This window comes from Compostibacter hankyongensis (genome assembly GCF_039541075.1).
Lineage (GTDB): Bacteria > Bacteroidota > Bacteroidia > Chitinophagales > Chitinophagaceae > Compostibacter > Compostibacter hankyongensis.
The window spans coordinates 28,394-40,729 of record NZ_BAABFN010000006.1 but is presented as its reverse complement, the minus strand read 5'-3'; the positions used below and the strand labels follow the sequence as shown (position 1 = coordinate 40,729).

The 12,336-nt window shown below is 55.4% G+C and carries 10 protein-coding genes; 6 read left to right on the top strand and 4 right to left on the bottom strand.

The window, feature by feature from the left end:
- The first annotated feature begins 96 nt into the window (after positions 1 to 96).
- Positions 97 to 858 (top strand): 3-keto-disaccharide hydrolase, encoded by a 762-nt coding sequence (locus ABD851_RS12615; RefSeq protein WP_344979807.1) that lies wholly within the window; start codon positions 97 to 99, stop codon positions 856 to 858.
- Between the two features lie 94 nt (positions 859 to 952).
- Here ABD851_RS12615 and lgt read toward each other — a convergent pair whose 3' ends face one another.
- Both lgt and ABD851_RS12605 read right to left on the bottom strand, forming a co-directional pair.
- Positions 953 to 1,810: a prolipoprotein diacylglyceryl transferase gene (lgt, locus tag ABD851_RS12610; protein ID WP_344979805.1), complete on the bottom strand. Its 858-nt coding sequence runs from the start codon at positions 1,808 to 1,810 to the stop codon at positions 953 to 955.
- Positions 1,811 to 1,836: 26 nt separating this feature from the next.
- On the bottom strand, positions 1,837 to 3,039 hold the full coding sequence (locus ABD851_RS12605; protein WP_344979803.1) for a GTP-binding protein: 1,203 nt from the start codon (positions 3,037 to 3,039) through the stop codon (positions 1,837 to 1,839).
- 147 nt (positions 3,040 to 3,186) lie between these two features.
- Between ABD851_RS12605 and ABD851_RS12600 the strand changes: the two genes are divergently transcribed.
- From ABD851_RS12600 to ABD851_RS12580, 5 genes are all read left to right on the top strand, one after another.
- The gene (locus ABD851_RS12600) at positions 3,187 to 3,627 is read left to right on the top strand and encodes a Fur family transcriptional regulator (protein ID WP_344979801.1); all 441 of its coding nucleotides are present in this window, start codon (positions 3,187 to 3,189) and stop codon (positions 3,625 to 3,627) included.
- 87 nt (positions 3,628 to 3,714) lie between these two features.
- Positions 3,715 to 4,851 carry a glycoside hydrolase family 5 protein gene (locus ABD851_RS12595; RefSeq protein ID WP_344979799.1) on the top strand — a complete coding sequence of 379 codons (1,137 nt, stop codon included), beginning with the start codon at positions 3,715 to 3,717 and terminating at the stop codon, positions 4,849 to 4,851.
- Positions 4,852 to 4,905: 54 nt separating this feature from the next.
- Positions 4,906 to 5,961 carry an NAD(P)/FAD-dependent oxidoreductase gene (locus ABD851_RS12590; RefSeq protein WP_344979797.1) on the top strand — a complete coding sequence of 352 codons (1,056 nt, stop codon included), beginning with the start codon at positions 4,906 to 4,908 and terminating at the stop codon, positions 5,959 to 5,961.
- 13 nt (positions 5,962 to 5,974) lie between these two features.
- Entirely contained in the window at positions 5,975 to 6,640 is a 666-nt protein-coding gene (mnmC2, locus tag ABD851_RS12585) for a tRNA (5-methylaminomethyl-2-thiouridine)(34)-methyltransferase MnmC2 (protein WP_344979795.1), read from the top strand.
- Positions 6,641 to 6,751: 111 nt separating this feature from the next.
- Positions 6,752 to 8,272 (top strand): gluconokinase, encoded by a 1,521-nt coding sequence (locus ABD851_RS12580; protein ID WP_344979793.1) that lies wholly within the window; start codon positions 6,752 to 6,754, stop codon positions 8,270 to 8,272.
- A gap of 52 nt (positions 8,273 to 8,324) precedes the next feature.
- Here ABD851_RS12580 and ABD851_RS12575 read toward each other — a convergent pair whose 3' ends face one another.
- Together ABD851_RS12575 and ABD851_RS12570 are read right to left on the bottom strand one after the other, a co-directional pair.
- Positions 8,325 to 9,752: a Gfo/Idh/MocA family protein gene (locus ABD851_RS12575; protein WP_344979791.1), complete on the bottom strand. Its 1,428-nt coding sequence runs from the start codon at positions 9,750 to 9,752 to the stop codon at positions 8,325 to 8,327.
- Between the two features lie 86 nt (positions 9,753 to 9,838).
- On the bottom strand, positions 9,839 to 12,208 hold the full coding sequence (locus ABD851_RS12570; RefSeq protein WP_344979789.1) for a TonB-dependent siderophore receptor: 2,370 nt from the start codon (positions 12,206 to 12,208) through the stop codon (positions 9,839 to 9,841).
- Positions 12,209 to 12,336: the final 128 nt, after the last annotated feature.

Here is a 12,336-nt window from a genome sequence, read left to right as displayed (position 1 = left end):
CAGCTTCAACCGGTATGGCCTGCCCGGTGCCGGAAGGGTATTGGATGGCCTGAAAATTTATCGGTATCTTGTACATGACTTGTCAATATGAACATTATGAAAAAATTTCTCTTTTTCCTGCCGGCGCTGGGCTTTTGCGCCGCCGCCCATGGTCAGGATGTTTTCAAAAAGGATTTTACCAAACCCGAGGCGACGGAGGTATGGGAGCCGAAGCCCAAGATCGTTACGCCGGGCGTCAACGGGGCTCCCCCTTCCGACGCTGTCGTGCTCTTCGACGGGAAAAGCCTCGGCAACTGGGTCATGGCCGAAGACGGAAAGCCCTGTCAGTGGATCCTGAAGGACGGCGCCATGACGGTGAAGCCGGGAACCGGCGATATCCGGACCAAACAGAAGTTCGGCGACTGCCAGCTGCATGTGGAGTTCCGTATACCCGCCGATGCCAAGAGCAGTCCGGATCATAACAATGCCGGCAACAGCGGCGTGTATTTACAGGAACGTTATGAAGTGCAGATATTCGATTCCTATCACAATGAGACGCCCCTCTACTCCAACGGTCAGATCGGAAGCGTCTATAAGCAGGCCATCCCCATGGCCAATGCCTCCAGCAAACCCGGCGAATGGAATACCTTCGATATTTATTATACCGCTCCGCGTTTCCGGTATAACGGCTCCGTCGAACAGCCCGCCTATATCACGGTGGTGCACAATGGCGTGCTGACCCTGAACCATTTTGAGATACAGGGTACCATACAGTATATCGGTATGCCCCGTTATGAGCTGCATGATAAGGCCCCGCTCCGGCTGCAGGGGCATGGCAGCGCGGTCAGCTTCCGGAATATCTGGATCCGGGAATTGTAGTTTGCAGCCGCATTCCCCGGTCTCGGAACTGCAATCTAACGCGGGAGGGAGGAGATGCGAAACATACAACAGACGGTGTGGGATGGAAGGCTCCTTAAAGCGCCGCTGGTTCATTTTCAGTATGCTGACGGGGTTTTAATATCAGCTTCTTATACAATAGGATAACCCCCGCAATAATAAAAGGAATACTCAGCAGCTGCCCCATATCCAGCGGCAGCGCGTTCTCAAAAGCCTCCTGATTGGCTTTGAAAAATTCTACAAAAAAGCGGATGAGAAAAAGGCCGGTCAGGAACCATCCGAACAGGATACCGTCAACGCTCCGGCTTTTGGTTTTCTTATAAAGGCGGTATAGAACACAGAACAACGAAAGATACAACAGGGCCTCATATAATTGCGAAGGATGCCGCGGAAGGTTATCGACCCGCTCAAAGACAAAAGCCCAGGGCAATTCAGACGGACTGCCGATGATCTCCGAATTCATCAGGTTGCCCAGCCGGATCATGGCGCCCGCTACCGGCACGACCAGGGACAGCCGGTCCAGTAGCCACAGGATCCTGACAGGATATTTTCTGGAGAAAAGACAGACCGCCAGGAATATGCCCAACGCTCCGCCGTGACTTGCCAGGCCCTGATAGCCGGTAAAACGGAAGTCCGCCGTCCACGGCATACCCTGCCACGGAAGAATGATCTCCAGCGGATGGCGCAGGAAATACCCCGGTTCATAAAAAAGACAATGTCCCAGCCGCGCCCCAGCCACGGTGCCGGCAACGATGTATATGGCGAATTTTTCAAAGACACGGCTGTCCATCCCTTCCTGCCGGAAGATCTTTTGTAAAAAGAGATAAGAGAACACAATACCGCCGGCAAACAAAACGGAATAATACCGTAAGGAAAAGGCCCCCAACCGGAAAATGACCGGATCGGCCCTCCAATGGACATACATTAAATTCATTGGCACTCAGGAATTTAAACCCTTTTTTATGCGATCGGAAAATCATCCGGAAAGCGAATGCCGTTCTCCATGGCCGCTATTTCTGCTTCAGTACACAGACATTGTTTCAGGCCGGCGATCATTTTTTCTTTTTCAATGTCTTGCCCGATAAACACGATCTCATTCATCCTGTCCCCCCATCGCCGGCTCCACCTGCTTTCGATATGATCCCTGTTATATACGTAATCTGCGTAGCGGATCCTTTTGAAATAAGGTATGCTGCACCACCATACGCCTGCACGTTCGAGCTGGGAGGAGCCGCCTGCCTGGCTGAAGTTAATGGCGTCGTCCGGTCTTGAGGCAAGCCAGAACAAGCCTTTGGACCTGATGATGTTGGCCGGAAAGGCTTTGTTCAGGTATTCCCAGAACCGACCGGGATGAAAGGGCCTTTGATCCCGGAACACAAAGGAACTGATGCCGTATTCCTCCGTTTCAGGCGTATGACGCTCCTCCTCCAGCTCTTTTTGCCATCCGGCAGCATATTGCGCTTCTTCAAAGTTGAACAGTCCGGTATTGATTATTTCTCCGGGATCTACCTTGCCGCACACGGATTCAATAATTTTGGCGCCCGGGTTGAGCTTGTGAATGGCGGCTTTCAATATGCCTACCGCCTCCCTGCCTGCCAGGTCCGTTTTGTTCAGGACAATGACATTGGCGAATTCGATCTGATCGGTCAGCAGGTTCACGATCGTGCGATTATCGCCTTCCGTATCGGTCAGGTTACGGTCTTTCAGCAGTTCGTCTGTGCCGAAATCCTTAAAGAAATTAAAGCAATCCACCACGGTGACCATCGTATCAATATAGCTGAACCGGGAAAGGTCCATGCCATTCTCTTCGTCCATATAATTGAACGTCTGCGCAACAGGTACCGGTTCGCTGATACCCGTGCTTTCGATGAGCAGGTAATCAAACCGGTTTTCTTTGGCCAGCCGTTCTACCTCCAGCATCAGGTCTTCCCGCAGTGTACAGCAGATGCAGCCGTTGCTCATCTCCACCAGCCTTTCTTCTGTCCGGGAGAGTGTATTTTCCTTTTCCACCAGGCGGGCGTCAATATTCACCTCGCTCATATCATTGACAATAACGGCCACTTTGAGCTGCGCTTTATTATGCAGGATGTGGTTGAGCAAGGTTGTCTTCCCTGCTCCAAGAAAGCCGCTGAGCACGGTAACAGGCAATTTTTTAACAGCCATATAAGTGAATTAAGGAACAAATGTAGGGAATAATCCACATAAATGCAACAATGTTGCAAATAATTGAACAGAAGCAAAGAAATTGTAATTTTGCAGACATAATAAGGGATACGGATTATAAGGGTATGCTTATGCAAGGAGAATCATATGATGAAAGAAGTTAGGAGCAAATACGCCGAGCTATTGGAGAAGCACGGGTTGTCGAAAACCCCGCCGCGGCTCAATATATTGTCTATTCTTACTTCCCGGAAGGTGGCTACTCCTGAGTCTTACCTGGAAAAGAAATTGGGAGACCGGGTAGATCGGGTAACCTTATACCGGACATTGAAGACCTTTGAAGAAAAAGGTATTCTTCACAAGGTGCTGGATCAGAAGGGGACCGCCAATTATGCGGTATGTTCGGAAAAATGCAGTGAGCACAGGCATTATGACGAGCATATGCATTTCAACTGCCTGGTGTGTAACAGGGTATATTGTATGGACGAAATTGAATTCGCTCCGGTGAAATTGCCCAGGGGCTTTAAGGCCAAATCCATCAATCTGACGATTACGGGTATCTGCCGGCAATGTGAAGGGAAAAGCAGGTAGTATACGTCCCGGAGATCCTTAAACTTGGAGCTATACCGGGTATCGCAGAAATTTATGATCTTTACGCAGGATTCAAACTCCGGCATCATGCAAATCCTCCGTCTCCTTATCTTCTGCTGCGCAGCAGCGCTGCTCAACCTTCCCGTCAGCGCCCAGTCGCCCGCCTGGAAGCGGGCCGGCGCCATGGGCATGGGCATCAACCTCTCCTGGCTGGAGAACTACTGGAACGGTACGCCGGAAAAGGATTACCGGGATTACCTCGATATGGGCAGCATTGCCGGAAAAAAGCAGGATCTGGCGCTGATGCGGCAGCTGGGTTTTACCACGGTCCGGTTGCCGGTATCGTTTGATCACTGGACCAGCCGCAAGGCGCCGTATGTTATTGAAGAGCGCCGGTATTTTGCCGCCATAGACTCCATCCTGTCCTGGGCCGGCGAGTACGGGCTGAAGGTGATCATTGACGATCATCACGGGGCGCTGGACGACTCCGCCAGGGTCATGCAGGAGCTGCCCCGCCTGGAAGCCATATGGCGGCAGGTGGCCACCCGCTACAAGGATACCGATCCGGAACGGGTATTTTTTGAATTGTACAACGAACCCCACCAGATCAGCAGCGAGGCCTGGAAAACATGCGCGCTGCAGCTGCTGAAAACGGTGCGCGATATCGCTCCGCATCATACCCTCATCATCGGCGGGGAAAGCTGGAACAGCATCGACGGGCTGCTGAAGATGGGCGTGCTGCCCGATGACAATATCATCTATACCTTTCATTTTTACGATCCCTTCCTTTTTACGCACCAGGGGGCAAGCTGGGCCGGGAAAAAAGAGACCGCGAATACGGGCATCCCCTTTCCGTATGATGCTTCGGCCATGCCGCCGCTGAACCCGCTTTCCAAAGGCACCTGGGGCGAGCATAACTATAATGCCTATTCGGTGGAAGGGCAGGCGGCAAGCCTGCGGAAGAAGCTGGAAGCGGCAAAAGCTTTCTCGGATAAATTTAAGGTGCCCGTTTTCTGCGGAGAATGGGGCAGCTATAAAAAATATCCCGATCCGGCCAGCCGCGTCCGCTATATGGCGACCATAAAAGGGCTGCTCGAAGCGCTGCATATCCCCTTTGCCTACTGGGAGTGGGACCAGAGCTTTAGCTTTTTTGACGGGGAGCCTTCCCTGAAAAATATTCCTGCGCCTGTCCGCAAAACCTGGGGCTTTCGGATAGGTGGCTGAAAACGAAGTTGGAAAGTCAAGCCGGATTTCCTGTAAAAGGGTTTTCTTTGCATCATGCAGCCGGATTACCTCATCATAGGGCAAGGCATCTGCGGTACCCTGCTGAGCTATTACCTGCTGAAAGCCGGCGCCTCCGTGCTGGTGATCGACGAAAGCAGGCCGTTTACCGCCAGCAAAGTCGCCAGCGGGCTGATCAATCCCGTCACAGGGAAACGTTATGTGACGTCCTGGATGACGGAAGAGCTGCTGCCGGCTGCCGACGAGACTTACCGGGAGCTGGAAGCACATTTGTCCCTGTCCCTGCTGTCGACCTGCGAGATACTGGATTTTTTCCCTGCTGCGGAAGCAAAAGACAGCTTTACCCGGCGCGTTGCCGAAAGTCCCTATCTGCAGCTGGCAGACAATGAGCAGCCCTGTCAGGAATATTTCCGTTTCGATCACGGCCTGGGCAGGATAGCTTCCTGCCGGCTGTTGGACCTGCGTGCGCTGCTGCAGGCCTGGCGAAAATATCTGAAGAAAGAAAACCTGCTGCGGGAGACGGCTTTTGAGTGGGAAGACTGTACTGTACAACCCGGTGAAGTGATCTATAAAGATATCCGCGCCCGCAAGATCATCTGCTGCGAGGGCACGGCGGGCTATGATAATCCCTACTTTTCCCGTTTGCCTTACAGCCAAAGCAAGGGGGAGGCGTTGATCGCCTCCATCCCGGAGCTGCCCCGCACTCAGGTATACCGGCAGGGGATAAAGATATTGCCCTGGGGGGACGACAGCTTCTGGATCGGTTCATCGTATGCGTGGACCTTCAGCGATACGCATCCGACCCCGGCTTTCCGGCAGCAGGTGGAAAGACAGCTGCAGCACTGGCTGAAGCTGCCCTACCGGATTACGGACCACCTCGCGGGCACGCGGCCGGCCACAGCGGAATACCGTCCCTTTGCCGGACTTCATCCCCGTGCTCCTGAAGTGGGCATCCTGAACGGCATGGGCAGCAAAGGCTGCTCCCTGGCCCCGTGGTTGGCCCGCAAGTTCAGCGACCGTCTGCTGCAGGAGCAACCCTTGCCTCCGGCTGCGGACATCGCCAGATTTTCCCGTATTCTGAGTAAGTCGTAATGCTTCTCCCGGTATGGAAAGAAAGATCATCATAACAGCCGACGGCTCCGCCACCGTTTCCGACGCCCGGTATGATGCCACGTATCACAGCCGGTTCGGGGCGCTGCAGGAGAGCCGCCATGTATTCATAGCAGCGGGGATGGATTATTGCTGCAGCCGGCGGCCGGCGGGTCACCTGCGTGTTTTTGAAATGGGTCTGGGGACGGGGCTGAATGCCCTGCTCACCCGCCGGTATGCAAAAGCACATCACTGTTCCGTTTACTACGAAGCGCTGGAATGCTTCCCCCTGAGTTTGGCCGAAACGGAATTGCTGAATTATGCGGAGCTGCTGCCGGATGAGGCGCCGTCGTTCCGGCAGCTCCATGCCGCAGCCTGGGACCGTGCGGAAGATTTAGGCGATGGGTTTATCCTGAAAAAAGTCCGTGCCGATCTGCTGCAATATGTCTTCGGTGAGAAGTTTGATCTGATCTATTACGATGCCTTTGCCCCGGATGTTCAGCCGGAGCTGTGGAGCGTTGCGGTATTCCGGAAGCTATACGATGCCCTGGGGCATCCCGGCGTGCTGGCCACCTACTGCAGCAAAGGCGATGTACGCAGGGCTATGCAGCAGGTTGGATTTAGGGTAGAAAAGCTTCCGGGCCCTCCCGGTAAACGGGAGATCCTCCGGGCGCTGAAATGAAGGACAGTTGAGAGGCCAGCTTATTATAGTCAAGCTTTCAAATTGCATAAATATTTTTCTGTATCTTAACTGAGCGCGGCTTTTATTTCAAAAATGTATCAAAACCGTTCTATGGATTATATCATGGGTGTGGATATCGGCACCTCCGGCTGCAAGGCCCTGGCCTGGTCGCTGCAGGGGAAGGTATCCGCACAAGCGCAGCAGGGCTACGAAACCCGGCATCCCCGCTCGGGGTACAGCGAGCAGGATCCCGATGCGGTGCTGCAGGCCGTGATGAAGGTGATCAGGGCGGTGCGTCAAAAGGTAAAACATTCCCCGCGCTGCATCAGCTTCAGCGCCGCTATGCACAGCCTGATGGCGGTGGACGGGGAAGGAGATCCGTTGACGCCCCTGCTGCTGTGGTCGGATTCCCGGGCGGTTGAACAGGCCGAAGCGCTGCGTCGCCGGGCCGGCGGGAAGAACATTTACCGGCATACCGGTACACCCATCCATGCCATGTCGCCCCTCTGCAAACTGATCTGGTGGAAGGCGCATGAACCGCGTCTTTTCAAAAAAGCCGCCCGCTTTATCTCCATAAAAGAGTATATCCTTTACCGTTTTACCGGACAGTATGTAGTGGATTACGGTATTGCCTCCGCCACCGGATTGTTTGATCATGAAAAGCTGCGCTGGTACCCGCCGGCCCTGAAGGCCGCTGGCATTGCCGCTGACCGGTTGTCGAAGCCGGTCAGCGGTCTGCATGTGCTGAGCGCATGGCGGAAATCCTACGCTTCAAAGCTCGGGCTGCCGGCGGATACGCCCCTGGTAACGGGAGGCAGCGACGGTTGCCTGGCCAATCTGGGCTCGGGCGCTGTTGTGCCCGGAAGGCTGGTCATCACCATCGGTACCAGCGCTGCCGTACGGATGACCGCCGGTAAACCGTCTGCCGATGCCCGGCAACGGCTTTTTTGTTATCTGCTGGATGGCAAGACCTATGTAACCGGCGGCGCCATGAATAACGGCGGCGTGCTGCTCGACTGGTTTACCCGGCAATTTGAGGGAGAGGCGGCGGAGCGTGCAACGTATGCTGATTTTGTAAAAACAGCCTGTGCGGCGCCTGCCGGCAGCGAGGGGCTTTTGTTTCTGCCTTACCTGCTCGGAGAGCGCTCACCCATGTGGGATGGCCGCGCCAGGGGAGCTTTTGTCGGCATCGGCATCCGGCACACCCGGGCGCATTTTATGCGCGCTGTGCTGGAAGGCATCTGCTATACCGTATACGAGGTCGGCAGGATCGTGGAGGAGCAGGCCGCCCCGGCAAAGCGGATCTATGTAAGCGGGGGCTTTACCCACTCGCCGCAATGGGTGCAGCTGCTTGCGGACGTGATGGGGAAGCCGGTCTATGTAGGCGGTCATGCCGATGCTTCCACCATGGGCGCGGCCATGATGGGCGGGGTGGCCATGGGCATCTGGAAAGGCTGGAAGGAGGCCGCGGCACTGCTCCCGGCCGGCAAAAGCTACCGGCCCCGCGCGGTTCAGCACCGGATTCACAAGCAGCATTTTGAAATGTTTACCTCCCTGTACGCCCCGCTGAAGGAAACATTTCACCGCATCGCAGCGATACAGGAAGGCACTCCCCCGCAAACACTGAAATAATATCGAATGCGGTAAGAAAATGCTTTCCGCAGATCGATAGCTTAAGCGTATCTCAGCGCTCGGTATGCTTTACCTGGGTATTCCCTCCCTGCTCGAGCAGGATATCCACGGGCTTGTTGGCAGCCCATGATCCGGCGGTAAAATCAGGAACATCTATGGGTTTTGAGCGATTGGCGACCGACCACTCGCTCAGCGGAGAGATGCAGCTCCACAGCGCCGCGTCGTAGACGTCCTGGTCGAGCGGCAGGCCGTTGCGCAGACAGTCGATCACCCGCCAGTCCATCAGAAAGTCCATACCGCCGTGACCGCCTACCTTTTTGGCCAGCTCGCCTACCTTTCTGACAATAGGGGGCTGGTATTTTTCTTCGACAGCTTTCATCTCCTCATCCTTCAGCCAGTCTTCGCCGCCATTCGAGATACGCCCCTCCAGCGGATACTGGAGGGCAGTCCCTTTCGTACCCACTACCCTGTGGATGCGTGAATAGACATTCGGAGAGGTGACGTCGTGCTGAACCATGATGGTGCGGCCCTTGTGGGTGCGGATGCAGCTGGTATTGGCATTTCCCCGGTAGGTCTTGCCGGCGAAAGGCTTGAAGAAATCATCCTTGGCCGCCAGCTCGTCGGCTTTTTCCCGCATCATAAAGTCGATGCCCGACATGGAGGTCAGGTATTCCATTTGGTCGCCCCGGTTGATGTTCATGATCTGGCAGATGGGCCCCAGGCCGTGGGTAGGATAGAGATTCCCGTTTCTATGCATGTTTTCTTTCAGCCGCCACATCTCCCAGTATCCGTTCTTATCGAAGTTAAGATGAAGCAGGTTATGGTTATAGGCGCCTTCCCCATGTATGATTTCTCCGAAATATCCCTGCCGGGTCATGTTCAGGGTAAGCTGCTCAAAGAAGCCATAACAGCAATTTTCCAACATCATACAATGCTTGCGGGTACGCTCGGAGGTCTCCACCAGCTGCCAGCATTCGTCGATCGTAAGGGCGGCCGGCACTTCGGTGAAGGCGTGCTTGCCGTGCTCCATGGCGTAGATGCAGATGGGAGTATGCAGGGCCCAGGGTGTGGCAATATAGATGATATCGATATCGTTCCGGTCGCACATTTTTTTCCAGGCATCTTTATCTCCGGTATAGACGTCGGGGTTATGTCCGAGGGACTGTACACGGCTCTTGGCGCGGTTGGCATATTCGGGCCGGATATCGCACACGGCTTTGATCTCAACGCCTTCGAGCCGGGTCATGTTCATCAGGTGCCCGGGTCCGCGCTGTCCCAGTCCGACGAATCCGACACGGACGGTGTTTAGCTTCGGTGCGGCATGGCCGCACATGTTAAAGCGCTGCTTATGGGGCCGGCGGATATTTTCGGGAAGACGGTCGCCGGGCGTTGCGGCAAAGCTCTTGAGCAGGCCTCCGCCGGTAAGGCCGATGCCGGCAAGACCGGTAAATTTCAGGAAATTTCTGCGGTTGCTTTTCATAAGAAGGATGTTGGCTGGTTTTAAAACAGTTCACGGGCATTGGATTGCTCCATGCTCAAAGCTACATCCAAATAACGAAAAATTTTTCAGAACCGGTAAGCCACGCTGAACCGCAGGTTCCTGGGCGCTTCCGCCTGCCAGTAATAATAATTGCCGTAATCGGCGCCGCTATAGAGGTAGGTGTTCAGGATATTGAATACGTTGGCGGTCAGCGTCAGCTGCCGGTGCTCCCAGGAAAGACCGGCATCCAGCTTGAAGTAGTCGGGCAGGTTTTCGCGGCTGGGCTCCGTGGTCCAGCTCCAGGTGCTCCGGCCGGCCTGGTAATTGAAGCCGGCGGAAATGCCGAGTCCTTTCAATACGCTGCTATGCAGCCGGTATACCAGCCAGGCATTGGCGTCATGCTTGGCAAAGCCGGCGATGCGGGTGCCTTTTTTGACGATGTTGCCATAGTCTTCCGTTTCCTTGCTGACATAGGAATCGGTATAGGCATAATTGGCCACGATACTCAGCCCCGCAGCGATCTCGCCCCTGGCTTCAAACTCGACACCCTCGGCGGTGCTTTGCCCCAGCTGCAGCGAGTAAGGTTCTGCCGGCGTGCTGGTGGGGTCGGGCGACAGCTCGTTGTTCTTGATGATCCGGTATAGCGAAAGGGTGGTGCTCAGCCGTGAGCCGAACCAGTCCTTTTTCAACCCCAGCTCAATATTGTTTCCCGTAATGGGCTTTGGTGTTTTCCCGCCTCTGAGCACGCCGGTCTGCGGAAGGAACGACTGGTCGTAGAGGGCATAGACGGAGGCCTGCTTGCCCAGGGAAACGCTCAGCCCTGCACGGGGTGTGAATTTTTTTGCCGTGATCTGTTCTCCGTCTGAAGACTGCCTCACAAAAGTATAGCGGCCCGCCAGGGTAAGCCGTACCTTGTTGTCCCAGAAGCCCAGCTCATCCTGGAAGTACAGGCCGGTGTATGACTGGTTGATGCGGGATACGGCCCGCTGGTCCAGGCTGCTGCTGCGGTCAATCTGCGGATAGCCGTAAGCGGGAGACCCGTATACCGGGTGTTTGCTGTCGAATTCGGCCCCGGCGGAATCCAGCGGAAATATCTGTCCCCAGTCGTACAGCTCTTTTTTGGTGCCCATGTCCACTCCCGTCAGGATACGGTGATGCACCTTTCCCGTCTGTACATTGCCGTTCAGGAACACCTGGCCGAAGCTGTTTTTCAGCGCGGCGTCGAAGCTGTACAGGTCGCGGATCGCCTTTCCGTCGGGCAGTACGGCTTCCGGCCAGATGTCGCTGGCCACCTGCTTGTCGTCGAAATGCGCCGCCTGGGCGGTTAATTTCCAATGGGTGTTGAAACGATGCTGCAGGTTCAGGAATGCGCTGTGTTCGCCTACATGGTTGGGTTCGAGCCCCGGCTCCGAAAAGGTAAAATCCCGCGGCAGGGTGGCATAGCCTTCTGTGGAAAAGACGTAGGCGGATCCGAGATCGGACATGCGGACATGCTGGTAGGTGTATTCGGCGGTCAGCAGGGTTTTGTCGTCCAGCTGATAGCTGATCACGGGAGCGATGCTGAAGCGGTTGTTGAACTCATAATCCCGGAACGAATTCTTGTTCTGCCCCATCAGGTTGAGGCGGTACAGCAACCTGCCGTCCCGGCTTAGCCTGCCGTCCAGGTCCAGCGTGGCGCGGTACAGGTCGAAGCTGCCGAGGGTCAGTGTAGCTGTTCCCCGGGTAACGCCGGTCGGCTTTTTGGTGACGACATTATAAATGCCGCTGGGTTCGCCGTTGGACATCATAAAGCCTGCCGGGCCCTTTACAAATTCGATATGGTCCACAAAGCTCATGTCCTCATCCAGCGGCCCCCAGTCGGAGGTGATGTTTACGCCGTTGCGAAAGGCCGAAAGACGGCTGCCCCTGGCGTTTACACGGGTGTACAGATCGCCCCAGTGCTCCAGTCGCGTGGCGCCGCTTACATTGCGGATCACCCCGTCACTCATCGAGAGGACCTGCTGGCTGGTCAGCACCTGGCCGGTCACCACCTGGATATTTTGCGGGATATCCCGCAGCGGGCCCTCGATACGCAGCGAGGGAGAGGTTTTGCCGGCTTTGAAGCCGTTCCGGCTTCCGGTGACCGTGACCCCTTCCAGCGTGGCGGCCGGTACCGCCAGCCGCATGTCCGCATGCGCCGTCTCTCCGGCCGTGACGGTCACGGTTTTCCGCGCATCCCGGTGCCGGGGCAGGCTGATCCGGAGCGTATGGACACCGGGGGGTACGCCCTTCAGCACGAAGATGCCGTTTTCACCGGTCACCGCTGTTTTGCCGGAAGCTTCCAGCAAAACCGTAATGCCTGCGGCCGGGTTATTTCCGGCATCCATAACCGTGCCCGTGATCCTCCCGGTCTGCTCCTGGGCGAAGCTATGAGCGGCAAATAACAGGAGCGCAGGCAGGGCGATAAGAAATTTCATATCTTTTTTTTGATTTAAAAATTTAATTTCAGTTTTTCGGAATGCCCTTCGGAGCCGGAAAAAAACAGTACCGGGACAGGAAAGCCGGATTTTCGCGCAAGGTATAAAGGGTGAAAAGGGTGGACTTG